The sequence below is a fragment of the Nocardia sp. NPDC127606 genome, assembly GCF_042671725.1.
GTDB lineage: Bacteria > Actinomycetota > Actinomycetes > Mycobacteriales > Mycobacteriaceae > Nocardia.
Genome location: NZ_JBHXWQ010000006.1, coordinates 332,952 through 357,177, shown reverse-complemented (window position 1 = coordinate 357,177; position 24,226 = coordinate 332,952). Strand labels below are relative to the sequence as shown.

Sequence of the window (24,226 nt, the reverse complement as noted above, 5' to 3'; positions counted from 1 at the left end):
GGTCCAGGGGTATGTCCCCGACACGAATGAACATACCCCCCAAGGGTACCTGACGCAACCCCTCGATCGGGTGCCGGGCATTCGACGTGCGTACTAGTCGGTGGAACCTATTACGCTGGGTAATCGTGCTGTCAGTTGTGCCCAGCCCGGTCGTCGTGCGAGCTCCGTCGAAGGTGAACCTGCATCTCGGAGTCGCTGATCTGCGCCCGGACGGATACCACGACCTGACCACCGTCTTCCAGGCATTGTCCCTCGCCGACGACCTCCGATTGGCTCCCTCGGCCTCGCTCTCCGTGCGGGTCAGCGGCGAAGGCGCCGCCGAGGTGCCCACCGATCGCACCAACCTGGTCTGGAAGGCCGCGGTCCGCCTGGCGCATCTGGCCGGCCGTGCCCCGCTGGTCGAGATCGACATCACCAAGGGCATCCCGGTGGCCGGTGGCATGGCGGGCGGCAGTGCCGACGCGGCCGCGACCCTGGTCGGGCTGAACGAGCTGTGGGACCTCGGGCTGACCCGTGAGGAACTGTCCACGATCGCCGCCGAACTCGGCAGCGACGTCCCGTTCTCCCTGCACGGCGGCACCGCGCTGGGCACCGGCCGCGGCGAACGCCTGCTTCCGGTGCTGTCGCGCAACACCTTCCACTGGGTCCTCGCGCTGGCCAAGGAGGGTCTGTCCACCCCGTCGGTCTTCCGCGAACTCGACCGGCTGCGCGCCGAAGGTGAGCCGCCCCGCCTGGGCGACCCCCAAAAACTCATGCAGGCACTGGCCGCGGGCGACCCGCACACCCTCGCGCCGCTGCTGGGCAACGACCTGCAGGCCCCGGCCCTCTCGCTGAAGCCGGAACTGCGCCGCACCCTGCGCGCGGGCGTCGGCGCGGGCGCCCTGGCCGGGCTGGTCTCGGGCTCCGGCCCCACCTGCGCCTTCCTCTGCGAGTCCGAGGAGGCCGCGATCGGTGTCGCCGCGGAGCTGGCAGGCGCGGGCGTGTGTCGCAGCGTGCGTACCGCGAGCGGGCCGGTTCCAGGCGCGCGAGTGCTCGACGCCGAGGCGTCGTCCAAACGCTGATGGGCCCGGCCGCGGTGGCGGGCCAGAGCGGCCGACGGCCGGTCCTCTATGATCGCAAGTAACAGATCTCGTATGGACATGGGTAACTCGCCGGGGACGGGCCCACTGATCCAGCAATCCAACGTAGGCCGCCGACGCACCGCCTCCCCGCGCCTGAGTCTGGCCAGAAGTCGCGGGGAGGCGGAACAGGCTACACCTATGTCCAACCTGATCAACCTGGAACAGGTCTCCAAGAGCTTCGGCGTCAAGCCGCTGCTGGATGACGTCTCCCTCGGAATTCACGCGGGGGAACGGATCGGGGTGGTGGGCCTCAACGGTGGCGGTAAGACCACGCTGCTCGAGGTCCTGACCGGACTGGAGCCGCCCGACAAGGGCCGAGTGAGCCGAGTGGGTGGCCTGCGGATGGCCGTGGTCACCCAGCGCGGCGTGCTGCCCGAGGGCGCCAGCATCGGGTCGATCGTGTTCGCCGGGCTGTCCGACGACCTGTCGACCGCCGACATCGCCGACCACCAGTGGGCCGCCGACTCGCGCGTGCGCTCGATCCTCGAAGGCATCGGCATCGCCGATCTCGGCCTGGACACCCTCGTCACGAACCTCTCCGGTGGCGAACGCCGCCGCGTCGCCCTGGCGGCGGCGCTGGTGCGCGACCTGGACCTGCTGGTCCTCGACGAGCCGACCAACCACCTCGACATCGAGGGTGTGCAGTGGCTGGCCGAACACCTGGTCGCCCGGCGCACCGCGCTCGTCGTCGTGACCCACGATCGCTGGTTCCTCGACACCGTCGCCAACCGCACCTGGGAGGTCGTCGGCGGCAAGGTGGAGGTCTACGAGGGCGGCTACGGCGACTGGATCTTCGCCCGCGCCGAACGCGCGCGGCAGGCCGACGCCTCGGAGTCGCGCAGGCAGAACCTGGCCCGCAAGGAGCTGGCCTGGCTGCGGCGCGGCGCCAAGGCCCGCACCTCCAAGCCGCGCTATCGCGTCGAGGCCGCCGAGGCACTGATCGCCGATGTGCCCGCACCGCGCGACTCGGTCTCGCTGGCCGCGTTCGCCCGCAAGCGCCTCGGCCGCGTGGTGATCGAACTCGAGGATGCCGCCCTCACCACCCCCGACGGCCGGGTGCTGGTCGACGACCTCACCTGGCGGCTCGCGCCGGGCGAGCGGGTCGGCCTGGTCGGCGTCAACGGGTCGGGCAAGACCACGCTGCTGCGCGCGCTGGCCGGGGAGACCGAACCCGCCAAGGGCAAGCGGATCCAGGGTCAGACCGTACAGATCGGCTGGCTGCGGCAGGAACTCGACGACCTGCCCACCGATATGCGGGTGCTCGAAGCCGTGCAGCAGGTCGCGCAGCGAATCATGCTCGGCGACAAGGAGATCTCGGCCGGTCAGCTCGCCGAACGGCTCGGTTTCACCCCGGCCCGCCAGCGCACCCCGGTCGGTGACCTCTCCGGTGGTGAACGTCGTCGCCTGCAGCTCACCCGCATCCTGATGGCCGAACCGAACGTCCTGCTGCTCGACGAGCCGACCAACGACCTCGACATCGACACCCTGCAGCAGCTCGAGGATCTGCTCGACAACTGGGCGGGCACGCTGGTGGTCATCAGTCACGACCGCTATCTGGTCGAGCGCATCTGCGACTCCACCTGGGCCCTGTTCGGCGACGGCAAACTCACCAACCTGCCCGGCGGCATCGATTCCTACCTCGCCAAGCGCGCCACCATGGCAGGCAACGCCAAGCCGCTCACCGCGAAGACCGGTGGCACCTCGACGGACTCGTCCGACCGCCGCGCCGCCCGCAAGGAACTGTCGAAGGTCGAACGCAGCATCGCCAAGCTCGACGAGCGCGAACAGAAACTCCATGCCGCCCTCGCCGACGCCGCGACCGACCCGGACAAGCTGGTGACGCTCGGTTCGGAGCTGAAGGCTGTCGTCGCCGAAAAGGAAGCAGCGGAAGAGCGCTGGATGGAACTCGCGGAGCTCGGGGAGAGCTAGGTCGCGGTTTCGCGGCCGTCGTTGATGACGACCGGTAAACACGTCTGGACGAAGTCGGCCCCGAATTCGGTGAGCAGGATGCTGCGGTAGCTCACCTTCGTCCCGAAACCGGGGCGCTTCATCGCCTCGCGCACCTGCTCCTGGGCCTCGATGACCTGGTAGCGGTGCGGGTTGCCGACGGGTTCGCGGGTGGACTCGATGAGCCCGAGCCTGCGCAGGTTGGGCAGGTACTGCGGCACCCGGTTCGGAAACCGCAGGCCGGCGTGGTCGCCCAGCATGGTGAGTCCGCTGATCAACCGCTCGCCACCGAACGCCCGCTGCCGCCCGGTGCGCACATCGATGGCGGGCTGCGGTCCGTCGACGTGCAGGAAGCGCAGGATCCGTGCCTCGTCCGGCGTGATCTCGGCGAGGATGCCGGGGTAGGCCGGATGGGTATCGGGCTGCGCGGCGGTGGTGCTGGCGGACAGGCGCAGCAGTTCGGCGCCCTGCTCACGCAGGGTCGGCGTGCCGTCCTCCCGGTGGTGTTCGGCACCAGTCGGCAGGCCGAGGGCGTGCCGGAGCCGGTCGCGCACTTCGGTTTCCGCTTCCGCGAGTACCTCGTTGGGCGGGTTGCCCGCCATGCTGCCGCGCAACACCGTGACGGTCACCCCGAGCGCGGTGTCCAGGGTCCACAGCGTCATTCCCGAGGCGGCGGTCAGCGCGACCCGAGCCACCCCGGTCGCCGCCCGAACCGTGCGCACCGGGGAGACGGGCAGCAGGCCACGCCTGTCGGCGGATACCTCGAGCGGCGGTACCGATCGTCGCACCATGTCGGTGGACGGGGTCCCGTCGTCTACATCCATGTCGTCGCTACTCCTGTTCCGAAGACCAGGATGTGAGCGTATCCGGCGAGCAGTCCCAGCGCGCCGCCATGGACGAAAAGTAACCATTCGTCCTGTTTGATCGCCGAGCGCAGCATGTCCACGAAGTCATGGGGGGAAAGTGCGGACATTTGCCGGGCGATGTAATCGTTGACCTGCCTGCTCTGCTGAGCATTGAACGCGGGGTCGGCGAACGCCATGGGCGCGATCGTCATGGCCTGCGTGGTGAGAGTTGTTTGCAGCGTGTCGTATTCGCGGCTGCCGAGCATGAATTTCACCGCGGGCCGCGCGGGCCCGAGCGCACGGTCGGCGGCCGGGCGCAGGGTGTCCTCCAGCATCTGCAGGGTCCGGTCCGAGCGGGGGCCGTTGAGCAGCTCGTCGCCGATGTTGGCCACCGTGACGACTTCGGTGGACACCAATGCCGCGTATCCCGCGGTGATTTCGGGTTGGCGCTTGATCAGCAGACCCTGCCGCCACGGGCACCACCACTTCGGTGTGGCGGGCGCGAAGATCATATTGATCCCGATCCAGTTCACCACCCAGCCGATGATGATCCCGCCGACCGGCAGTACGACCAGCGCCGAGAGCCCGGTGGTGTGCAGCGCCAGCACCAGCAGCAGCCCGCAGGGCGCGCCGAAATAGAAGCCGAAGTTCTGCATGAATCGCAGTTCTTTGGCGCCGAGCACCTGGAACAGCTGGTTGAGCAATTGCGGTCGGGCCTGGAAGTAGCGGATCACCATCTGCTTCACATCGAGCAGCTGATCGATATTGGCGCCGAGCTCCATGGTGAGGTCGCGCAGGATCTCGGGCAGTTGTGAGCGCACCCGCTGATGGATCATCTCCCTGACCTGAACAGGCAGGTTGTACCAGAGCTGCGGATGCTCGCGGCGCAGGATCACCTCGACGATGTCGCGGATCTGCGCGTCGGCCACCTCGGCCAGATGTTCGGCCAGCTTCTCCGGGTCGAGCTCGCGGTAGAAGTCGGCGACACTGCCCAGCTTGGACAGCCCCTTGTCGACCGCGATGCTGGCCATCTTGTCGGCGCGCGAGGGCACGATGCCCTGCCAGCCGATCCGGCCGTCATAGCTGAGCAGCGGCAACACCTGGATCCGCTTGGGTAGATAAGGGAAGACCGCGCGCAAACCAGGCAGTCGGAATCCATGGAATTTGATCGGCTGGAACAGCATGAGAATGCCGGACCAGTTGGTTATGTAGCCGATAATTCCTGTGAAAAGAGGAATGGTCAGAATTTCTAGCAGGAGTGTCGGGTGTAACCCGAACACACTCTCCAACACGACACGCCCTCCTGCCGATACCCGGTGACCACCGCCTCACCGAGAACCAAAATTTATCACCCCCGCGGCGAGGTGACCCTACTGTGAGATGAGGAACTGGGTCCATTCGTCGTGCGTCAGGCCACAGGGTAGTGTCTGAGACATCAGTCACAGAACCTGTCCCGAATGGCGTACTCGCCTTGGCGAGTCGGACACAATGACCACCACCACCTTTCGTGACAGGCCACAAATACCGTGCAGAGGGGACGCGCGGTGGGTGGTGGCACTGTTCACATGGCGAGACTTCGGAGTAGGACGTGACAGACGACAGGACCGGACAGGACCTGGCCCGTGCCGGTACCCGCGCCGTCGAGCGCAGCTCGGATGTCGAGCAGCGACAGATCAGTAATGAAGCACGGTTGATCCGTGGCGTCTTCCGCGCCGCCGGATTGGCCGCCGGTACCGCGGTGCGCGGCAGTCAGTGGGCTGTCGGCACCACCTACGAGGTCACCAAGGAACTGGCGCAGGCGGCGCTGGACGGCGAATCCTCCGCCGATATCGCCGAGCGCACCGGCAATGCCCTGCGCTCCATCGCGCGCAGCGCACTCGGCGTCACCGAGGGGTCGGTGCGCGAGATCGTCAGCTACGTGCCGACACCGAACGGCGCGTCGCAGCAGGCCATCACCGTCGGCCCGTACCTGCGCTCGGCCACTACCGATGACCTGCGGCGACGCGGCGACGCGCTGCTGGCCCGCTCGGCCGACGTGTACTTCACCGAAGACGTGCACCCGGCCTACGACCGCATCCTCGACGAGGTCGCTCCCGACGAGGCCCGCATCCTGCGCTTCATGGCCCTCAACGGCCCGCAACCCTCGGTCGACGTGCGCACCAACCGTCCGCTCGGCATCGGCTCGGAGCTGGTGCAGGGCGACCTGACCTCGGTTCCCGAACAGGCGGGCGTGCGCTACCCGGACCGCGCTCGGTCCTACCTGATCAATCTCAACCGGCTCGGACTCACGCTCACCTCCGACGATCCGGTGGTGCTGAGCCGGTACATGGTGCTGGAAGTGCAACCCGTCGTGGAGCACGCACTCAAGAAGGCGGGCCGCGCGCCCAAGATCGTGCGCAAGAGCCTGCGTCTCTCGGAATTCGGCGAGGATTTCTGCCGCACCTGCTTCACCATCGGGTAGCCCAGACAGCCGGGACAGCCGGCGCCGGAGGTCACACTCCGGTGTCGGCAGTGATAGCGATCTGATACAGAACGGGCGGCGAGCCGTTTCTGGTGGGATCGTGGAGAGATGGAGCAGGGCCCGGAATCACCGAACGTGGACGTCGACGAACCTGTCGCGTCCGCGTGGACAGGGCCTGTGCCGTTGCTGCCCGGCGAGGACGAGCCGTTGGTCGTCGGGTCGGACCCGGGGGAGGCTTGGATGGCGTCAGCGCCGTCGGACGACGACGAACAGCCCGCACCGATCGAGCGCCCGCCGGATCACCCCGACGACCTCATCGCGATCAGCAGGTTGAAGTACCGCTACCTGCGCAGCCTGGACACCAAGTCGTGGGACGAGTTCGCCGACACACTGGTCCCCGAGGCCACCGCCACCTACAGCGAATATCTGCAGTTCGAGTCGCGCGAGGCCTTCCTGGCTTTCCTGCGCAACACCCTCGGGCCACACGTGATCACCGAGCATCGCTGCGACCACCCCGAGATAGATGTCGACGGTGACACCGCCAGCGGCACCTGGTACCTGGCCGACACGGTGATCATCCCCGAGCACAACATGTGCCTGCGCGGCGCCGCCTTCTATACCGACAGCTACGTGCGCTGCGAGGACGGGCACTGGCGCATCTCGCACACCGGGTACGAGCGCACCTACGAGGTAGTGCTCTCGCTCAGCGATCTACCCAGCCTGCGGCTCACCGCGAGCCGCTGGGGAATGATCGCGCAGGAGAACCACATCTCCTCGGTGGAACGCAATCCCGGACCGGCCGCCTGACCCTCCCGACCCAGACAGCGTCAGTCCGCGGTCGCGACCAGCGGTTCCAGCGTGAGTTTCGGGTGTTCCTTCTCGATGTACTGCAGCCGCCACTTGTCGCTGAACAGCGCCAGGATCACGCCGTCGGTGCGGGTGAACACCTCGACCCCGCGCTGGCGATCCAGCTCGGGCGCCGACTCCGCGTCGGTGCGCCGCGCCAGCGTGAAGGGGAGGAAGTCCAGCTGGGTCTCGACGTTGAACTCGCCCTGCATCCGGGCGGTCACCACCTCGAACTGCATCGGACCGACCGCGGCCAGTACCGGGGTGGCGTCACCGCGGGCGTCGTTGCGCAGTACCTGCACCACACCCTCGGAATCGAGCTGGTCGATGGCCTTGCGGAACTGCTTGTACTTGCCCGCGCTCTGCGCGCGCAGCGTCGCGAAATGTTCGGGCGCGAAGCTCGGGATCGGCGGGTACTCCACCTTCTTCTCGACGAACAGCGTGTGGCCCGGCGCGAGCGCGGTGGCGTTGACCAGACCGACCACATCGCCGGGGTAGGCCGTGTCGACCGTGGTGCGCTCGCGGCCGAAGACCGTCAGCGCGTATTTGGTGGCGAACGGGCGACCGGTCTGCGCGTGGGTCACCACCATGCCGCGCTCGAATTCGCCGGAGACGATCCGCATGAACGCCAGCCGGTCGCGGTGGGCGGTGTCCATGCCCGCCTGCACCTTGAACACCACCGCGCTGAACGGGTCACCGGTCGTGCGTTCCTTGCCCGTCACGTCCTCGCGTGAGCCGGGCGCGGGCGCGAGCTCCACCAGCGTCTCGAGCAGTTGGCGCACACCGAAGTTCAGCATCGCCGAGGCGTAGATCACCGGCGAGGTCTGGCCCGCCAGGAACATCTCCTGATCGTGGTCCTGTCCGGTCGCCGAGAGCAGTTCGCTCTCCTCGGCCGCGGTCGTCCACGCCTCACCCTCGCGCGCCTCGGCTTCGTCGGCGGTCAGGTATTCCTCGGGTGCGATGGTCGCGCCACCGGCGGTGCGGGTGAAGTGGATGTACTCGGCCGCCTCGCCTTCCGGTCCGCGACGCAGCAGGCCGCGGAAATCGCCCGCGATGCCGACCGGCAGGAACAGGGGAGTGGGCGTGAGGCCGATCCGCTCGCTGATCTCGTCGAGCAGTTCGAGCGGGGCCTGACCCGGCCGGTCCCACTTGTTGATCACGGTGATCACCGGGATACCGCGGTGACGACACACCTGGAACAGCTTGAGCGTCTGTGGTTCGAGGCCCTTGGCCGCGTCGATCAGCATCACCGCGGCGTCGACGGCGGTGAGCACCCGGTAGGTGTCCTCGGAGAAATCGGAGTGGCCGGGGGTGTCGACGAGGTTGATCACATTGTCGATATCGGACCCGGCGACGCGGTAGTTGAACTGCAGCGCGGTCGAACTCACCGAGATGCCGCGCGCCTTCTCCATTTCCATCCAGTCCGACACCGTCGACTTGCGACCGGCTTTACCGTGGATGGCGCCCGCCTCGGAGATCATCCTGGCGTGCAGGGCCAGCGCTTCGGTGAGCGTCGACTTACCCGCGTCGGGGTGCGAGATCACGGCGAACGTGCGCCGACGGGCCACCTCGGCGGGCAACCCGCGGGGGGTGGGGGCGACGTTCTCTCCGGACTCGGACAAAGGGGAGCCTTTCGGTGGGGGCAGCCTTTCCAGGGTACGAGGGGCTGAAGGGGTGGTCACAGGGGGGATCAATTGTTCGGTAGTCCCAGGAGGTTTGACGCTGTGTTTTTTGGAGCGCTGGCGCGCTCGAGTCGCGGCCCCTGGGGGCCGCCGGTTAGCCACCGGGGCTTGCTCCTTCGTCGCGTACGCCCCGGCGGCTAACCGGCGACCCGGCCGCGACCGGCCACTCTGTGGCCGCTGCTCCCTAGGGGTCGCAGGTGCGGGGTTCGGAGTGCGGTCATGGCGGTTTTAGATCGCGGATTGCTATGCGGTATGGTTGGCGGGTTGTCTCGGCGAGGGTGAGTGCCCGTTTGGTGCGCACACCGTGATCGACGCGGCTCGGCTGAGTTGTTTGGGCCGTCCTCGTTCGTTCTTTCGTCCGACGAGTAGACCTTGACCCCGGAGTTGGGTCACCCATGACCAGCCGTAGGAGCGCATTCAGTATGTCCGACGCCAATCTGATCGAAGCCGCCGTCCGCACCGAATTCGGTAAGGGTGCCGCTCGCCGTACCCGTCGCGACGGCAACGTGCCCGCCGTGCTGTACGGCCACCACGCCGAGCCGCAGCACCTGTCGCTGAACGCCAAGGCGTTCGCCGCGATCCTGCGTCTGCACGGCACCAACGCCATCCTGAACCTGCAGATCGACGGCCAGCCGCAGCTGGCGATGACCAAGTCGGTCGTCGTCCACCCGATCCGTCGCTACATCGAGCACGCCGACCTGCTGATCGTCAAGCGTGGCGAGCGCGTCACCACCGACGTCAACGTCGTCGTCACCGGCGATGCCGTCTCCGGCGCCCTGATCACCCAGGAACTCAACACCCTGTCGATCGAGGCCGACGCGATGAACCTGCCCGAGACCATCGAGGTCTCGGTCGACGGCATCGCGCCCGGCACCCAGATCCTGGCCGGCACCATCGCGCTGCCCGAGGGCGTCACCCTGGCCGGTGACCCGGAAGCGCTGATCGTCAACGTGATCGAAGCGCCGTCCGCCTCGCAGATGGACGACGAGGGTGAAGGCACCGCCGCCGACACCGAGACCGCGGAGACCGCTCCCGAGTCCGAGTAAGACCGCGCACTACGATTCGGGCAATGACCGAATCCTCCGGGCCCGCGCTCGTAGTCGGACTGGGTAACCCCGGCCCCGAGTACGAGCGCACCCGCCACAATGTGGGCTTCCTGGTCGCCGATGTGCTCGCCGAGCGCGTCGGCGGCCGTTTTGCCGTGCACAAGAAGTCCGGCGCCGACCTGCTCCAGGCGCGACTGGACGGACGCCAGATCCTCATCGCGAAGCCGCGCACCTACATGAACCTGTCCGGGCGGCCGGTGGCCGCGCTGGCGAAGTTCTTCTCGGTGCCGGTGGATCAGGTGATCGTGGTCCACGACGAGCTGGATCTGCCGTTCGGGACGCTCAAGCTCAAGCAGGGCGGCGGCGAAGGTGGTCACAACGGGCTGCGGTCGATCTCGCAGGCGTTGACCACCAAGGAATATCTGCGGACCAGGATCGGGATCGGACGCCCGCCCGGTCGACAGGATCCGGCCGACTACGTCCTCAAGCCCTTCGCCGCGCCGGAGCGCAAAGAGGTTCCGGTGATCGTGGAGCAGGCCGCCGACGCGGTGGAGCTGCTCTTGAAGGTCGGGCTGGAAGCGGCCCAGAACAACCTGCACTGAGTCTTTGGAGCGCTGGCGCGCTCGAGTTCGCGCCCCCGGCGGTCCCGTCGATCAGGCACCGTTGCTTGCTCCTTCGTCGCCTACGCAACGGCACCTGATCGACGGGACGGGCGCGAACCGCCGACGTCGTCGGCGATCCCTCCTCGGGGTCGGGATGTGCGGGGTTGGTCGTGGTGTCAGCGCAAGTGCACCGCGGTGGCAGAGCGTCGGAGTTTGCCGGAGGAGGTCTTCGGCAGGGCTCCCGGCCCGAGGACGGCGACCGTGCGGGGGCGCGAGCCTACTTCGGCGAAGACCTCGTGGACGATCTCCCGCTCGATGCGCTTCACCTCGTCGGCGTCCTGGTGATCGTTGGATTCGACCACCACCGCGAAGCTTTCGCGTTTCTCCCCCGCGTCCAGGCGCACCGCGACCGCGTTGCCGGGGCGGACGCCCGGTACGCGCAGTGCGGCTCGTTCGATATCGGTGGGGTAGATGTTGCGCCCGCCCATGATGATGACGTCCTTCATGCGCCCACACACCACCATCAGGCCGTCTTCGGTGAAGTAGCCGATGTCGCCGGTGTCGAGCCAGCCGTCGGGGTCCTGGGCGGGGCGGAAGCCGTCGACGGTGACATAGCCCGAAGTGACAGCGGGGCCGCGCAATTCGATGACACCGACCGAGCGAACGGGCAGCGGCTGACGTTCGTCGTCGACGACGCGTCCCTCCAGATCGTCGACCAGGTGACCCAGCGTCGGCAGCCTGCGCGGGGTGCCGTGGTGGCCGTCCTCGGCGATCGGTACCGCCTTGCCGACAACCTCGAGCAGGTCGGCATCGATCACATCGAGCACCTGCCCGTTGCCGGGGTCGGGAATCGATACGGCCAGGGTGGTCTCGGCCATGCCGTACACCGGCGTGAGTGCCATCGGATTGAGCCCGAACTGATTTCCCGCCGCCGCGAGGGCGATCATGGTGTCGGGGTCGACGGGTTCGGCGCCGTTCCACATGTAGCGCACGCTGGACAGATCCATGGTGCCCGGTTCGGCCTGACGCAGGCGCCGGGCCAGCAGGGAGTACGCGAAATTCGGTGCGGCGGTGACTGTTCCGCGATACTTGTCGATCAGCTCGGCCCACAGCAGTGGCCGGGCAAGGAAGTCCAGCGGTGTCACGCACACCACCTCGGCGCCGAACTGCATGGGCACGCTGAGGAATCCGACCATGCCCATGTCGTGGAACAGCGGCAGCCAGCTGATCATCACGTCGTCGTCGAGCTGGAATTTGACCCGGTTGAACATCGCGTGCGCGTTGGTGTTGAAGTTGCCGTGGGTGATCCGGACCGCCTTGGGTGATCCGGTCGACCCAGAGGTCAACTGCTGCAACGCGATGTCGCCCTCGGTGGTCGGTACGGGATCGGTATCGACACCCTGGTGCAGCTCCTCGATCGGCACCACGATGATCCCGCGTTCCCGCAGCACCGGCTCGGCGGCCGCGAACGGCGCGCCGAGGACGACAGCCTTCGCGTCGATCATGTGCAGCACCGTTTCGGTGTCACGCACCCAGACCGCGAGGTCGGTGCGTGGCGTCGGTTGATGCAACATGGTGATGGAAGCGCCACGCATCCAGATGGCCTGGCAGGCAGGCGCGATGTCGACAGGCAGGCCGGCCAGCACGCCGACAGCGTCGCCGTGCCCGATCCCGGCGGCCGCGAGACCACCCGCCATCCGCCGCGCCTGACGGTGAATTTCCCCCCAGGTCTGCCGCAGTGGTGCCTCCGGCTCTCCGGTGACCAGCCCCTTGGGGCTGGTCAACGCTGTGCCAAACATTTCGTCGGTGAACCTGCTCAACGTCGGTCTCCCTTTACGCCAACGATCGGTTACGGCCGTGCTCTGCACTCCCAACAAGAAATCCCGCCCCGCCCCGCGCGTGTTAACCCGGGCTGACACTCCAGCACCCCTGCTGTTGCGCCCTGGACAGCGAAGGTGGCTGCGTAGCGGTCTACATATGGTCTACCCGATAACGTGGCAATTTCCCGCATCAGCAGGTCCGTTGCCGCTCTGACCTGGGCGTGATGAACTGCTGCGGGATAGTGCCTCGCGGGGTGGACGGTGATGCGTACCTTGGTGAAACGCAACAGTTTCCGACCGCGAGGATTCATGCGATCGGTACCGTCCAGGACCACAGGCACCACCGGTGCCCCGGTGGCCATGGCAACGCGCAGCGCCCCGGTGCGACCACGATAGACCCTGCCATCCCGTGATCGTGTGCCCTCCGGGTGAATTGCCCAGGCGCCGCCGCCATCGAGGATCGCGGTGGCCGCCGCGAGCGCGTCGGCGGCCGCGTCGCCGCCGGTTCGGTCCACCGGTACCTGGCCCGCGGCGGAGAAGAACCAGCGCTTGCATCGTCCCCGGAGCCCCGCGCCGGTGAAGTACTCCTGCTTCGCGAGGAAGGTGAGCGGCCGGGGGATCACCAGAGCCAGGTAGAGCGAGTCGATGAAGGCCAGATGATTGGCCGCGATGATCACCGGGCCGGTGCGTGGAATGTGCTCCAGCCCTTCGACGTGCGGGCGTCCGAGCAGGCGCAGCGCCGGGCCGATGAGGACGTATTTGCACAACAGGTACCACATGGGCAGACCCTTCGTAGACAGTGTCTACGAAAGACTAGTAGACACTGTCTACGCATGCGACCGCGAAGCTCTGCGAGCTGGTGTGCAGAATTGCCGGTATGCCTGAACCGTTGCGCGAGCGCCTGGTCGACGTCGGTGTCGATCTGCTCGAGACCGACGGCTTCGGCGCACTCGGGCTGCGTGCGATCGCGCGGGCCGCCGGTGTCTCCCACGGCGCGCCGCGGCGGTGGTTTCCCACCCACGCGGCGCTGCTCGCGGCGATCGCGGCACGCGGATTCGGGGAGCTGATCGAGCGGTTCGCGGTGCTCGCCACGATCGACGACCCGCGTGAACGGTTGCGTCGAATGGCCGTCGACTACGTGGATTTCGCGGTGTCGCGGCCCGAGATGTTCACGCTGATGTTTCGCCACGATCTGCTGGCGGGCTCCGGCGAGAACCTGCGGGCGACGACGCGGCCGCTGTACGGGCAGGTGGTGGAGTTGGTCGCGGCGGTGGCGCCGGAGTCGGCGCCGCAGCGCGCGCTGGCCCTGTGGACCAATGTGCACGGGCTGGCGACGATCGCCGTCAACCGGACGCTGGAGATCGTTGCGCCCGATCAGGACGCGCGGGTGCTCGCGGACCGGATCGTCCGCGAGCACCTCGCGGGGCTCAGCGGGTGAGCTCGGCCAGCGTCGCGACGAAGCGGTCCAGGTCGGCCGGGCTGACGAAACAGTGCGGGGAGGCCCGCAGCACGGCGGGCAGGGTGCGCTCGGACATGTCGAGCAGGGTGGAGCCCGCGTGACTGACGGTGACGGTGATCGTGTGCTCGGCGAGCCGATCGCGCAGCTGTTCCGGATCGTGGCCGTCGGCGGTGAACGAGACGATGCCGCTGTGCTCGGTGCCCAGATCGCGCACGGTGACGCCGGGCAGTTCCGGCAGGGTCTTGCGCAGGTACTCGGCGCGGGTGGCCACCGCCGCGTAGACCTCGTCAGGGCCCTGCGCGAGCAGGTAGTCGACAGCGGCGCCGAGGCCGAGGCGGGCGGCGACACCGCACTCCCAGAATTCGAAACGGGCCGCGTCGTCGGCCAGGCGGTATTCGTCGGGACCGACCCACGCGGCGCTGTGCAGGTCGAGGCGGGTCGGTTCCATCGTCTGCGCCAATTCGGAACGGACATACAGGAATCCGGTGCCGCGGGGGCCGCGCAACCACTTGCGGCCGGTCGTCGACATGGCGTCGACCCCGAGTTCGGTGACGTCGATGGGCAGCTGGCCGGTCGACTGGCAGGCGTCGAGCAGCACCAGCGCACCGGCTTCGTGGGCGATTCGGGTGGCTTCGGCGACCGGGTTCACGAGGCCGCCGTTGGTCGGGGCGTGCTGGAGCGAAACCAGCCGCACGCGTTCGTCGAGCATGTCGGCGAGCGCGTCGGTGTCGAGACGGCCGGTGTCGTCGCTGGGAATGCGCTCGACCACCGCGCCGGTGTGCTTCGCGCGCTGGAGCGCGGCGATCGCGTTGCTGGCGTAGTCGGCGCCGGAGATCAGGATCCGGTCGCCGGGGCGCAGCGGTACCGAGTAGGCGAAATCGGCCCATGACCGGGACGCGCTGTCGCTGAGGGCGATGGTGTCGGGCGTGGCGCCGATGAGCGTCGCGATCGAGGTCTTCACCGCGGCGAGATCGTCCAGGCGCTCGTTAGCCGCCCGATAGCCACCGATCTCGGCTTCGCGGTGTAAGTGGGCGATCATCGTGTCGAGGACGATCTTCGGCGGCAGCGACGATCCGGCGCTGTCGAGGAAGACCTGACCGTTGGCAAGTCCTGCGGTGTCGGCTCTGATCGCGGCGAGGTCAAGCATGGTGTCGACGATAGCGCCCCGAGTCGTTCCCCTTTTCGTCACTTTTCCTGTCGGTGGACCTCGCTACTCTGGAATGAGCGAAACGCAGGTTCCCCGGCAGCACGCAGCACGTGGAGGTTGGTATGGCGGTCACCCTGGAACGTTCGTCGTGGCCCGATTATGCTCCCGACCAGGGCGAAATGTCGTCCAGGGCGGCGGCGGAGGCCTATGTCGGCGGCGTCTGTTTCAAGCTCGGTCCACCTGCGCTGATCGGCGCCGAACTGGAGTGGCTCACCGCCGGTCCCACCGGTTCGAGGCCCTCGCTCGACCAGCTGGCAGCGGCCCTCGGGCCGCACGCACCGACTTCCCTCGCTCCCGGTTCTGCCGCGGTTCCCCTGCCCGGCGGGAGCCTGGTCACCGTCGAACCCGGTGGTCAGATAGAACTTTCCAGCGCACCGTTCGCTGATCCGGCCGCGCTGACGCAGCATCTGCGCGCCGATGCGGCCCGTTTGCGGGACCTGCTCGCCGCCCGAGAGATCAGCATCTTCGCCACCGCCGCCGATGCGGGCCGTCCCGCCGAGCGCCTGCTCCGTTTGCCCCGCTACGCGGCGATGGAACGTCATTTCGACGGCGTCGGCCCCTTCGGCACCCTGATGATGTGCAATACCGCCGCCACGCAGGTCAGCGTGGACGCGGGCGCCGATCCCGCCGAGGTGCGGGCGCGCTGGACCGCCCTCTACGTCCTCGGCCCCACCCTCATCGCCGCCTTCGCCTGCTCACCGCGCCTGCACGGCGTGCCGCGCGGCGACTGGGCGTCTCAGCGAATGCGCACCTGGTTGCGCCTGGACCCCGCCCGCACCAGGCCCCCGGTGGCCGACTGGGCCGACCCGATCACCTCGTACGCCCACTGGGCGCTCGACGTGCCGCTGCTGTGTGTGCGCTGCACCGATGCCGACGCCGACTGGTCCCCGCCTGCCGGCGCCACCTTCGCCGACTGGTTGTCCGGCGCCCTCGACGACGAAGTGGGCCGCCGCCCGACCCGCGCCGATCTGGACTACCACCTGACCACCCTCTTTCCTCCGGTCCGGGCGTCCGGTCACCTCGAGGTCCGCTACCTCGACACCCAGCCCGGTGACGCGTGGACCACCCCGATCCACCTGTTCGACGCCCTGCTGTCGACCCCCGCTGTCGTCGCCGAGGCGACAGCCCTCGCCGCGCCCACCGCGGGGGAGTGGTTGACGTCCGCGCGTTGCGGCCTGCTCGACCCGCAATTGCGCCGCGCGGCCGTAGACGTCCTCGACCTGGCCGCTGCCCATGCGCGAACACCGTCCGCCGCCGCGGAATTGGCCGCCGCGGCCCGCCGATGTAGTGCGGGCCGCAGTCCACTCGCCGAGGTCGACTCGGCACGCAACGGCTCGGGCGGGCCGTGACGGTCTCGCCGCCGACCGTCCGTGGCCGGCCTGCCGCTGCCTTTCTGCCCGAAGTCGTAGTCGACCTGTCTGTTTCGGAGCTCTCGTGACTCTTTCCGCCCCCGCCGACCACAGTGACCGCGACCGGACGCGCGCCCGCATCGCCGAGGTCCTGTCGCGTGCTCGCCGCCGTACCGCCCTGCTCACCGAGAGCGTGGACGAAGCCGATCTCGTCGCGCAGCATTCGCCACTGATGTCGCCGCTGGTCTGGGACCTGGCGCATATCGGGAACCAGGAAGAGCTGTGGCTGGTGCGCGATGTCGGTGGTCGCGATGCGGTGCGGGCCGATATCGACGAGCTCTACGACGCGTTCAAACACGCCAGGTCGAACCGCCCCGCGCTGCCGCTGCTCAACCCCGAGCAGGCGCGCGGTTACGTCGGCTCGGTGCGCGAAAAGGTCCTCGACGTCCTCGGTTCCAGCGACCTGGCCGGCAATCCGCTGGTGGACAATGGTTTCGCGTTCGGCATGATCGCTCAGCACGAACAGCAGCACGACGAGACCATGCTCGCCACCCATCAATTGCGGATCGGCGCGCCGGTGCTGTCGGCCCCGCCCGCGCCGGTCGCCCAGGTACCGGCCGGTGGCGAAATCATCCTTCCCGCAGGCGAATTCCTGATGGGTACCTCGGCCGACCCGTGGGCGCTGGACAACGAACGTCCCGCCCATCCGGTGCACGTCGACGGCTTCGCGATCGATGTCGCGCCGGTGACCAACGGGCAGTTCCTCGCCTTCATCGACGACGGCGGCTACGACCGGTCCGAGCTGTGGTCGGAGCGCGGCTGGGCGCACCGCAGGGAGGCGGGCTTGGTCGCTCCGCAGTTCTGGGAGCGCGACGGCGACGGGTGGACGCGCACCGCCTTCGGCGTCCGCACCCCGCTGCGGCTCGATCAGCCGGTGGTGCACGTGTGCTGGTTCGAGGCCGAGGCCTTCGCGCGGTGGGCAGGCAAGCGATTGCCGACCGAGGCCGAATGGGAGAAGGCGGCCCGCTTCGACCCGGAAACCGGTGCGTCGCGGCGCTATCCGTGGGGCGAGGACCAACCGGACGCGCATCAGGCCAACCTGGGCCAGCGACACCTGGAACCCGCCGAGATCGGCGCCTATCCGGCCGGTGCGTCGGCCACCGGCGTGCACCAGCTCATCGGTGACGTCTGGGAATGGTGCTCCTCGGGTTTCGAGGCCTACCCCGGGTTCCGCGCGTTCCCCTACCGCGAATACTCGGAGGTCTTCTTCGGCGGCGACTACCGCATCCTGCGCGGCGGATCCTTCGGCACCGACGAGGTCGCCTGCCGCGCCACCTTCCGCAACTGGGACCATCCGATCCGCAGGCAGATCTTCGCCGGGTTCCGGCTCGCCAGAGATCTGCGCGAGGACGAGCGCTGATGTGCAGGCACCTCGGTTACGTCGGTCCACCGGTGGGGGTCGGCGAACTGGTTCTGCGCGGCCCGCACTCGCTCTACACCCAGTCCTGGGCGCCGGTCGACATGCGCGCGGGCGGCACCATCAACGCCGACGGCTTCGGCGTGGCCTGGTGGCGCCGCGCCGATGTGGGCACGGAGGGCGCCCGCGACGCGGTCACCCGCTACCGCAACCACGCCCCGATCTGGACCGACCCCGCCGTCGCCGAAGTGCTCGGCCAACTCGAATCCCGCTCGATCCTCGCCGCCGTCCGCTCGGCCACCGTCGGCATGCCGGTGGAGCGGCCCGCCTGCGCCCCCTTCATCGACGAGCACTGGGCCTTCAGCCACAACGGCGTCGTCCCGGACTGGCGAACCACTCTCGTCGCCGTCCTCGCGGATCTGCGTGAAGTCGTCACCACCGCAACACTGTTCGATTCGCCCGCGGTGCTGCTGCAGGCGGAGGCGCTCACCGATTCCGCCGCACTGTGGGTGCTGCTGCGTGGCCTGCTCGGGGCGATCGACCCGGTCGGTCCCGTCACGTCCCCGGCCGACGCCCTACAGCTGCTGATCGCGACCGTGCTCCGTCATCAGCCGAGCGCTCGCCTGAACCTGTTGCTCGGCAACGGAGTCCAGCTGTGGGCCACCACCTGCCGGCATGCGCTGTCGGTGCTCGTCACCGACGACTACGCCGTGCTCTCGTCCGAACCCTACGACGCGGACCCACGCTGGCAATCCGTTGTCGACCACCAACTGGTCACCGCCACACCCGGCCACTGCACCATCACCGCTCTCGAACTCCCCGCTACCGAAAGGGTCCGTTCATGACCGCGCCGCTGCTGGACATCCACCTGACCGACGACGATCTCACCGCGGCCTTGCGCACCGACGCCCGCACCGGTCTGACCGCCGACCCGAAGTCCCTGCCGCCCAAGTGGTTCTACGACGCGCGCGGTAGCGAGCTCTTCGAGCGGATCACCGAACTGCCCGAGTACTACCCGACCCGCACCGAGCGAGCCCTGCTCGAGCGGGTCGTCGGCGAGATCGCCGCGGCCGCTCGCGCCGAGGTGCTGGTGGAGCTCGGCTCGGGCTCGGCCGCCAAGACCCGCCTGCTGCTGGATGCGCTCACCGCCGAAGGTTCGCTGAAAACCTATGTTCCGCAGGATGTCTCGGCCTCGGCGCTGCGCGGCGCGGCCGACGAGATCGCGGCCGAGTACCCGAACCTGTCCGTGCACGGCGTGGTCAGCGACTTCACCGACACCCTGCACAACCTGCCCCGCGGCGGCCGCCGCATGATCGCCTTCCTCGGCGGCACCATCGGCAACCTGGTCCCCGCCGAACGCGCCGAATTCCTGGCGGGCATCAACGAGGTCCTCGAACCCGGCGAGTTGCTCCTGCTCGGCGCGGGCCTGGTCATCGACCCGGCGATCCTGGTCCCCGCCTACGACGACGCCGCGGGCGTCACCGCCGAATTCAACCGCAACGTCCTGTACGTCCTCAACAACCGTCTCGACGCCGACTTCGCCCCCGAGAAGTTCGACCACGTCGCCCTCTGGGACGCCGAGAACGAGTGGATCGAAATGCGCCTGCGCGCCACCGAAGCGATGACAGCCACCGTCGCCGGCCTGAACCTGACGGTCGACTTCGCGGCAGGCGAGGAAATGCGCACCGAGATCTCCGCCAAGTTCCGCCCCGAATCCCTCGCCGCCGAACTCGACAAAGCGGGCTTCACCCCCACCCACTCCTGGACCGATCCCGACAACCGCTTCACCCTGGCCCTGGCCGAACGCCGCTGAGTCCCGGCTCCCGGTCGCTACGAGCACGTCGGCGGCGACGTCATCGAGCGGGATGCGTGGTCAGAGGTCGAGTTCGTCGGCGAGGTATTCGCCGCTGGTGAGGTTCTCGTCGCCCTCGAGGTCCTTTTCGACGCCTTCCTCGCCGTTGACGGCGTCGTCGTCGAAGAGGTCGCCGTCGACATCGTCCTCGCCGACCACCCGCATCGCGCTTTCCTCGGCGGGGCGTTCGTCCTCTTCCCTCGCCTCGTGGCGGGACCCGCGCTCGGTGTACTCCTCGGAGACTTCCTCGTTGATGCCGAGGAAGCCGTCGGCGTCGGCTTCGTGATTGCGGATCACGTAGTCGGCGGGCGGGTCTTCCACATAGCGTTCGTATTCGACGATGTCGTCGGCTTGATCGTCATCGCCCATGTCCATGTCCATGTCCAACGGTTCACGGCTCATGGTTTCCAGTATCGGCCTCCGACGGCCGTCCGTCACGAACCACGCTCGGGCGGGGCGGTCGTCGGCTACGGGCGCCTGCCGCTGGTGTCCTCCGGGACGCCCTGGAGGACGGCGGCGAACCATTCGACGAGCGGCCGCAGGTCGTTCCAGGCGCGGCGGATCTCGGTGGCCGCGGCCGGGGTGGTGAGCCACTCCGGTGCGCCGAACTCGCGGTGCACGGTCAGTGACTTGTGGCGCAGCAGGTCGATGCGTGGATGGTCGATGGCGTAGCCCTTCGGCTTGGTTTTGAGCTTGTCGCCGCCGAGGGTGAAGCCGGCTGCCGTCGTCGCGGCCAGAATCTTCTCCAGTTCCGCGCCGCGCACGTCGTCGTCGATCGTCGCGCGCAGGACGGCCAACGCGGTGGGTGAGGGCCGGAAGCAACCGCCCGCGACGAACAACCCCGCGGCGCCGATCTGCACATACCAGCCGACGCCCGGCGCCACTCCCGCTACCGCGCCCTGATGCGTCTTGTAGGGCAGCTTGTCGGCGGAGAATCGGACGTCACGGTAGGGCCGAAAGATCTTGGCCTGGCCGAATTCCGCCGCGAGTTCGGCGGTGAGCGCGGTCATCGGGGCGCGCACGGCCTCGTCGTAGAGGTGTTTGTGCGTGTTCCAGAAGGCCTTCGAGTTGTCGGCCTCCAGGTCTTCGTAGAAGTCGAGTCCAGCGAGCGGGAATCCGGTGAAAGCGTCCATCGGTGCGGCGTTTCTCAGTTCTGTTCGGGGATCAGGGCCTCGGAGCGATCGGGCAGACTACCGCCTACCAGTATCGCCCGCCGAGGCTCACACGCCGCCGATCAGTGCCACGAACACGAGCACCAGAGCCGCGGCGAGTGCCGCGACCGCCCCGTTGGCGATTGCCGCCCACTTGCCCATCGGCTCGCCCTTGGCGTGTCCGACCAGCCCGAGCACGATTCCCGTCGGCGCGGTGACGAGCACCGGCAGCCCGCACAGCATCGCCCCACCGAGCACCGATGCCGCGACACAACAGAAGCTGATGATCGACCACACCGGAGTGTCGTCCCGGTAGCCGTACCCCGGCGGGGGCGGCGAGGGGAACTGCCCCGGGTATTGCGGCGCACCGTAGGGCGCCCGACCAGGCGGCGGATAGCCCGGAGCGGGATATATCGGCGAGACATTGCCGACAGCGGGATAGCCGGGTGCGGGAAACATCGGCCCCGGCGGTGGCGGCGGATACGGCGGCAGATCGACAGCCGGATTCGCGACCCCACCCCAGGGCTGAGCGGCGGGCGGTGGGGGATACGACGTCGCATCGTCAGGGGCTACCGGATTGGCGATCCCACCCCATGGTTCCCCGCCCGCCGGATCGGACACCTCCGGCGCGTCCTGCACCCGCGGCACAACGTGATCCTTACCGAGTTCGACCCGCCGCTCCGGCTCAGTCCCCATGCCGCCCCCTGTCACGTCCCGAATTACAGGACCACCATGCACCAAAGACCAGCCGGTGCGCCATTGTCCGAGGACAAACGCACCGACTGATCCCGAGAGAACATGGGTAACTCACCGGGCACGGGCTAACCCTCAACCTCTGAAGGCTTGCCGCGTCCCCAACCCGCCCCGCACCGCGATCTGGCTAGAAGTCACGGAGTGGCGGCGGAGCCCAGCTCAGGCGTTGCCGTTGAAGAGGCCGGTGACCGAGCCGTTCTCGAAGACCTCGCGGATGGTGCGGGCCAGCAGCGGCGCGATCGACAGCACGGTCAGCGTCGGGAACTTCTTGTCCTCGCTGATCGGCAGCGTGTTGGTGATGACGACCTCCTTGGCACCACAGTTGGCGAGGCGCTCGGCGGCCGGATCGCTGAGCACACCGTGGGTGGCCGCGATGATGACGTCGCCCGCGCCGGCTTCCTTGAGCACCTTCACCGCACCGGCGATGGTGCCACCGGTGTCGATCATGTCGTCGATCAGCACGCAGGTGCGGCCTTCGACGTCACCGACGACGCGGTTGGACTTCACCTGGTTGGGCACCAGCGGGTCGCGGGTCTTGTGGATGAACGCCAGCGGCGTGCCACCGAGCGCGTCGGCCCACTTCTCGGCGACCTTCACGCGGCCGGCGTCGGGGGAGACGACCGCGAGGTTGTCCGACGGGTAGTTGGTGCGGATGTAATCCGACAGCTGCACCAGCGCGTGCATGTGATCGACGGGGCCGTCGAAGAAGCCCTGGATCTGGTCGGTGTGTAGGTCGACGCTGATGATGCGGTCGGCGCCCGCGGTCTTGAGCAGGTCGGCGACGAGGCGGGCCGAGATCGGCTCGCGGCCGCGGTGCTTCTTGTCCTGGCGCGCGTACGGGTAGAACGGCAGTACCGCGGTGATCCGCTTGGCCGAACCGCGCTTGAGCGCGTCGATCATGATGAGCTGTTCCATCAGCCACTGGTTGAGCGGCGCCGGGAAGCTCTGCAGCACGAAGGCGTCGGAACCGCGGACCGACTCCTCGAACCGGACGAAGATCTCACCGTTGGCGAAGTCACGCGCGGTCTGCGGGGTGATGTCGACGTCGAGTTCCTTGGCGACCTGCTCGGCCAGCTCAGGATGTGACCGGCCGGCGAAGAGCATCAAGTTCTTCTGGTTGTCGATCGAGAACGCGGTCACTGCTGGTTGCCATCCTTTTGCTCGATTGTCTTCGAAGACGTCTCGTCTGCCGCGATGGCTTCCGCCGCCGCGCGCGCCGCAGCGGTTCCTGGACGGTAGCGCTGCACCCAGTTTTCAAAAGTGCGCTGTGGCCCACCCGACACAGCAAGTGCACCCGGTGGAACGCTTCTGCGCAGTACAGTACCCGCACCCGTATAGGCGCCGTCACCCACGGTGACCGGCGCGATGAACATGGTGTCGCTACCGGTGCGCACATGGGAACCGACCACAGTGTGGTGCTTGTTCACCCCGTCATAGTTCACAAAAACGCTGGAAGCGCCGATGTTGCTGTGTTCGCCGATCGTCGCGTCGCCGACGTAGGTGAGATGCGGCACCTTCGAGTGCGCGCCGATCGAGGCGTTCTTGGTCTCGACGAACGCGCCGAGCTTGCCTTCCTCACCCACGACGGTGCCGGGGCGGAGGTAGCTGAACGGGCCGATGGACGCGCCGTCGCCGATCTGGGCGTGCGTCCCGTGCGTTCGGATCACACTCGCGCCGACTCCGACGAGCACGTCGGTGAGCGTGGTGTCGGGCCCGATCTCGGCGTCCTCGCCGATCTCGGTGCTGCCGAAGAGCTGGGTGCCGGGCCGCAGCACGGCGTCGCGCCCGATTCGCACACTCGCGTCGATCCAGGTGGTCGCCGGGTCGATGATGGTGACGCCCGCGCGCATGTGGCGTTCGAGAATGTAGCGATTGAGGGTGGCGCCGGCCTGCGACAGCTGCACCCGGTCGTTCACGCCGGTGACCTTGTTGGAGTCGATCAGCCGCGCGCCGTGCACCGGATGACCGGCTTCGCGGGCCAGCCGCAGCACATCGGTGAGGTAGAGCTCGTGCTGGGCGTTGGCGGTGGACAGCCGCCCGATCATGGTGCGCAGCACCGACGCGTCGAACGCGTAGACGCCGGAGTTGACCTCTTTGATCTTGGCCTGCTCGGGAGTCGCGTCGGCGTGCTCCACGATCTCGGCGACCTGACCGTCGTCGTCGCGCACGATCCGGCCGTAGCCGTTGGCGTCGTCGGGTACGAAGGTCAGCACCGTCACGGCGGGCCGCTCGGCGTAGCTGCGGTGCTCGTCGAGCAGCGCGGAAAGAGTGTGCCCGTCGAGCAGCGGCACATCGGCCGAGGTGACGAGAAGGTCGCCGTCGAAGTCCGCCGGGATGGAACCCAGTGCGCACTGCACCGCGTGGCCGGTTCCGAGCTGCTGCTCCTGCACCGCGCACACGATCTCGCGGCCGAGTTCCTTACCCACGTCCGCCACGGCGGCGCCGACCTTCTCCCGGTCGTGCCCGACAACGGTGATCAGGTGGGTCGGATCGATCTCGGCGGCGGCGTGCAACGCGTGTGAGAGCATCGACCGGCCTGCTAACGGGTGCAGCACTTTCGGAGTCTTCGACCGCATTCGCGTCCCAGCACCTGCTGCGAGAACGACGACGGCGGTCTGCGGTGACATGGATCTCCCTCGGCTGCCTGTCAGCGAGTGTGCTGTGGCGG

The 24,226-nt window shown here is 68.2% G+C and carries 22 protein-coding genes; 11 read left to right on the top strand and 11 right to left on the bottom strand.

Translation table 11 applies throughout. From position 1 onward, the window contains the following. Nucleotides 1–125: 125 nt before the first annotated feature. Together ACFVJ5_RS26210 and ACFVJ5_RS26205 are read left to right on the top strand one after the other, a co-directional pair. Nucleotides 126–1,061, top strand: a complete 936-nt coding sequence (locus ACFVJ5_RS26210) for a 4-(cytidine 5'-diphospho)-2-C-methyl-D-erythritol kinase (RefSeq protein WP_379223919.1) — start codon at nucleotides 126–128, stop codon at nucleotides 1,059–1,061. Nucleotides 1,062–1,259: 198 nt separating this feature from the next. Next, nucleotides 1,260–3,050: an ABC-F family ATP-binding cassette domain-containing protein gene (locus ACFVJ5_RS26205; protein ID WP_379223917.1), complete on the top strand. Its 1,791-nt coding sequence runs from the start codon at nucleotides 1,260–1,262 to the stop codon at nucleotides 3,048–3,050. Here ACFVJ5_RS26205 and ACFVJ5_RS26200 read toward each other — a convergent pair. Both ACFVJ5_RS26200 and ACFVJ5_RS26195 read right to left on the bottom strand, forming a co-directional pair. Beyond that, a complete protein-coding gene (locus ACFVJ5_RS26200) occupies nucleotides 3,047–3,892 on the bottom strand; it encodes an Abi-alpha family protein (RefSeq protein WP_379223915.1) in 846 nt (281 codons plus the stop codon). The two genes, ACFVJ5_RS26205 and ACFVJ5_RS26200, sit on opposite strands and share 4 nt — an antisense overlap. After that, nucleotides 3,883–5,097, bottom strand: coding sequence for a hypothetical protein (locus ACFVJ5_RS26195; RefSeq protein ID WP_379223913.1), 1,215 nt, complete (start codon nucleotides 5,095–5,097; stop codon nucleotides 3,883–3,885). The genes ACFVJ5_RS26200 and ACFVJ5_RS26195 overlap by 10 nt, the downstream gene beginning before the upstream one ends. A gap of 404 nt (nucleotides 5,098–5,501) precedes the next feature. Here ACFVJ5_RS26195 and ACFVJ5_RS26190 point away from each other — a divergent pair, with 404 nt between their 5' ends. Then, nucleotides 5,502–6,374 carry an Abi-alpha family protein gene (locus tag ACFVJ5_RS26190; protein WP_378636031.1) on the top strand — a complete coding sequence of 291 codons (873 nt, stop codon included), beginning with the start codon at nucleotides 5,502–5,504 and terminating at the stop codon, nucleotides 6,372–6,374. A 282-nt stretch (nucleotides 6,375–6,656) separates the two neighbouring features. Continuing rightward, nucleotides 6,657–7,181, top strand: a complete 525-nt coding sequence (locus ACFVJ5_RS26185; protein WP_378636353.1) for a nuclear transport factor 2 family protein — start codon at nucleotides 6,657–6,659, stop codon at nucleotides 7,179–7,181. A gap of 20 nt (nucleotides 7,182–7,201) precedes the next feature. Here ACFVJ5_RS26185 and ACFVJ5_RS26180 read toward each other — a convergent pair whose 3' ends face one another. Beyond that, nucleotides 7,202–8,842 (bottom strand): peptide chain release factor 3, encoded by a 1,641-nt coding sequence (locus ACFVJ5_RS26180; protein ID WP_379223911.1) that lies wholly within the window; start codon nucleotides 8,840–8,842, stop codon nucleotides 7,202–7,204. 482 nt (nucleotides 8,843–9,324) lie between these two features. Between ACFVJ5_RS26180 and ACFVJ5_RS26175 the strand changes: the two genes are divergently transcribed. Then, on the top strand, nucleotides 9,325–9,948 hold the full coding sequence (locus tag ACFVJ5_RS26175; protein ID WP_378664381.1) for a 50S ribosomal protein L25/general stress protein Ctc: 624 nt from the start codon (nucleotides 9,325–9,327) through the stop codon (nucleotides 9,946–9,948). 23 nt (nucleotides 9,949–9,971) lie between these two features. After that, on the top strand, nucleotides 9,972–10,550 hold the full coding sequence (gene pth / locus ACFVJ5_RS26170) for an aminoacyl-tRNA hydrolase (RefSeq protein ID WP_266293272.1): 579 nt from the start codon (nucleotides 9,972–9,974) through the stop codon (nucleotides 10,548–10,550). Nucleotides 10,551–10,726: 176 nt separating this feature from the next. Here pth and ACFVJ5_RS26165 read toward each other — a convergent pair whose 3' ends face one another. Beyond that, nucleotides 10,727–12,370, bottom strand: a complete 1,644-nt coding sequence (locus tag ACFVJ5_RS26165) for a fatty acyl-AMP ligase (protein WP_379223909.1) — start codon at nucleotides 12,368–12,370, stop codon at nucleotides 10,727–10,729. 29 nt (nucleotides 12,371–12,399) lie between these two features. After that, on the bottom strand, nucleotides 12,400–13,149 hold the full coding sequence (locus tag ACFVJ5_RS26160; protein ID WP_379223907.1) for a lysophospholipid acyltransferase family protein: 750 nt from the start codon (nucleotides 13,147–13,149) through the stop codon (nucleotides 12,400–12,402). A gap of 98 nt (nucleotides 13,150–13,247) precedes the next feature. Between ACFVJ5_RS26160 and ACFVJ5_RS26155 the strand changes: the two genes are divergently transcribed. Beyond that, nucleotides 13,248–13,808, top strand: a complete 561-nt coding sequence (locus ACFVJ5_RS26155) for a TetR/AcrR family transcriptional regulator (RefSeq protein ID WP_379223905.1) — start codon at nucleotides 13,248–13,250, stop codon at nucleotides 13,806–13,808. On the opposite strand, the gene ACFVJ5_RS26150 is transcribed toward ACFVJ5_RS26155, so the two are convergent. Continuing rightward, nucleotides 13,798–14,976, bottom strand: a complete 1,179-nt coding sequence (locus tag ACFVJ5_RS26150) for an aminotransferase class V-fold PLP-dependent enzyme (RefSeq protein WP_379223903.1) — start codon at nucleotides 14,974–14,976, stop codon at nucleotides 13,798–13,800. The genes ACFVJ5_RS26155 and ACFVJ5_RS26150 overlap by 11 nt on opposite strands. Before the next feature lie 122 nt (nucleotides 14,977–15,098). Between ACFVJ5_RS26150 and egtA the strand changes: the two genes are divergently transcribed. The 4 genes from egtA (at nucleotide 15,099) to egtD (ending at nucleotide 19,615) form a co-directional block, all read left to right on the top strand. Next, nucleotides 15,099–16,385 carry an ergothioneine biosynthesis glutamate--cysteine ligase EgtA gene (egtA, locus tag ACFVJ5_RS26145; RefSeq protein ID WP_379223901.1) on the top strand — a complete coding sequence of 429 codons (1,287 nt, stop codon included), beginning with the start codon at nucleotides 15,099–15,101 and terminating at the stop codon, nucleotides 16,383–16,385. A gap of 85 nt (nucleotides 16,386–16,470) precedes the next feature. Beyond that, on the top strand, nucleotides 16,471–17,805 hold the full coding sequence (egtB, locus tag ACFVJ5_RS26140; protein ID WP_379223899.1) for an ergothioneine biosynthesis protein EgtB: 1,335 nt from the start codon (nucleotides 16,471–16,473) through the stop codon (nucleotides 17,803–17,805). Then, nucleotides 17,805–18,647 carry an ergothioneine biosynthesis protein EgtC gene (gene egtC / locus ACFVJ5_RS26135; RefSeq protein WP_379223897.1) on the top strand — a complete coding sequence of 281 codons (843 nt, stop codon included), beginning with the start codon at nucleotides 17,805–17,807 and terminating at the stop codon, nucleotides 18,645–18,647. The genes egtB and egtC overlap by 1 nt, the downstream gene beginning before the upstream one ends. After that, on the top strand, nucleotides 18,644–19,615 hold the full coding sequence (egtD, locus tag ACFVJ5_RS26130) for an L-histidine N(alpha)-methyltransferase (protein ID WP_379223895.1): 972 nt from the start codon (nucleotides 18,644–18,646) through the stop codon (nucleotides 19,613–19,615). Before egtC ends, egtD begins: the two co-directional genes overlap by 4 nt. A gap of 60 nt (nucleotides 19,616–19,675) precedes the next feature. Here the strand turns inward: egtD and ACFVJ5_RS26125 are convergent, their stop codons facing one another. From ACFVJ5_RS26125 to glmU, 5 genes are all read right to left on the bottom strand, one after another. Next, a complete protein-coding gene (locus ACFVJ5_RS26125) occupies nucleotides 19,676–20,056 on the bottom strand; it encodes a hypothetical protein (protein WP_379223894.1) in 381 nt (126 codons plus the stop codon). A 65-nt stretch (nucleotides 20,057–20,121) separates the two neighbouring features. After that, nucleotides 20,122–20,787 carry a DUF2461 domain-containing protein gene (locus ACFVJ5_RS26120; protein ID WP_379223892.1) on the bottom strand — a complete coding sequence of 222 codons (666 nt, stop codon included), beginning with the start codon at nucleotides 20,785–20,787 and terminating at the stop codon, nucleotides 20,122–20,124. An 87-nt stretch (nucleotides 20,788–20,874) separates the two neighbouring features. Beyond that, nucleotides 20,875–21,501 (bottom strand): hypothetical protein, encoded by a 627-nt coding sequence (locus ACFVJ5_RS26115; protein ID WP_379223890.1) that lies wholly within the window; start codon nucleotides 21,499–21,501, stop codon nucleotides 20,875–20,877. Nucleotides 21,502–21,717: 216 nt separating this feature from the next. Continuing rightward, complete coding sequence (locus tag ACFVJ5_RS26110; protein ID WP_379223888.1) at nucleotides 21,718–22,698, bottom strand: ribose-phosphate diphosphokinase; 981 nt, start codon at nucleotides 22,696–22,698, stop codon at nucleotides 21,718–21,720. Continuing rightward, nucleotides 22,695–24,185 (bottom strand): bifunctional UDP-N-acetylglucosamine diphosphorylase/glucosamine-1-phosphate N-acetyltransferase GlmU, encoded by a 1,491-nt coding sequence (gene glmU / locus ACFVJ5_RS26105; RefSeq protein ID WP_379223886.1) that lies wholly within the window; start codon nucleotides 24,183–24,185, stop codon nucleotides 22,695–22,697. Before glmU ends, ACFVJ5_RS26110 begins: the two co-directional genes overlap by 4 nt. Nucleotides 24,186–24,226 lie beyond the last annotated feature (41 nt).

Coding starts and splice junctions, on each gene's coding strand:
- ACFVJ5_RS26200 (WP_379223915.1), bottom strand. CDS start 3,892: ATGGATGTAGACGACGGGACCCCGTCCACCGACATGGTGCGACGATCG.
- egtC (WP_379223897.1), top strand. CDS start 17,805: ATGTGCAGGCACCTCGGTTACGTCGGTCCACCGGTGGGGGTCGGCGAA.
- ACFVJ5_RS26150 (WP_379223903.1), bottom strand. CDS start 14,976: ATGCTTGACCTCGCCGCGATCAGAGCCGACACCGCAGGACTTGCCAAC.
- ACFVJ5_RS26155 (WP_379223905.1), top strand. CDS start 13,248: ATGCCTGAACCGTTGCGCGAGCGCCTGGTCGACGTCGGTGTCGATCTG.
- egtD (WP_379223895.1), top strand. CDS start 18,644: ATGACCGCGCCGCTGCTGGACATCCACCTGACCGACGACGATCTCACC.
- ACFVJ5_RS26120 (WP_379223892.1), bottom strand. CDS start 20,787: ATGGACGCTTTCACCGGATTCCCGCTCGCTGGACTCGACTTCTACGAA.
- ACFVJ5_RS26175 (WP_378664381.1), top strand. CDS start 9,325: ATGTCCGACGCCAATCTGATCGAAGCCGCCGTCCGCACCGAATTCGGT.
- ACFVJ5_RS26125 (WP_379223894.1), bottom strand. CDS start 20,056: ATGAGCCGTGAACCGTTGGACATGGACATGGACATGGGCGATGACGAT.
- ACFVJ5_RS26160 (WP_379223907.1), bottom strand. CDS start 13,149: ATGTGGTACCTGTTGTGCAAATACGTCCTCATCGGCCCGGCGCTGCGC.
- glmU (WP_379223886.1), bottom strand. CDS start 24,185: ATGTCACCGCAGACCGCCGTCGTCGTTCTCGCAGCAGGTGCTGGGACG.
- ACFVJ5_RS26205 (WP_379223917.1), top strand. CDS start 1,260: ATGTCCAACCTGATCAACCTGGAACAGGTCTCCAAGAGCTTCGGCGTC.
- ACFVJ5_RS26115 (WP_379223890.1), bottom strand. CDS start 21,501: ATGGGGACTGAGCCGGAGCGGCGGGTCGAACTCGGTAAGGATCACGTT.
- ACFVJ5_RS26195 (WP_379223913.1), bottom strand. CDS start 5,097: ATGCTGTTCCAGCCGATCAAATTCCATGGATTCCGACTGCCTGGTTTG.
- egtA (WP_379223901.1), top strand. CDS start 15,099: ATGGCGGTCACCCTGGAACGTTCGTCGTGGCCCGATTATGCTCCCGAC.
- pth (WP_266293272.1), top strand. CDS start 9,972: ATGACCGAATCCTCCGGGCCCGCGCTCGTAGTCGGACTGGGTAACCCC.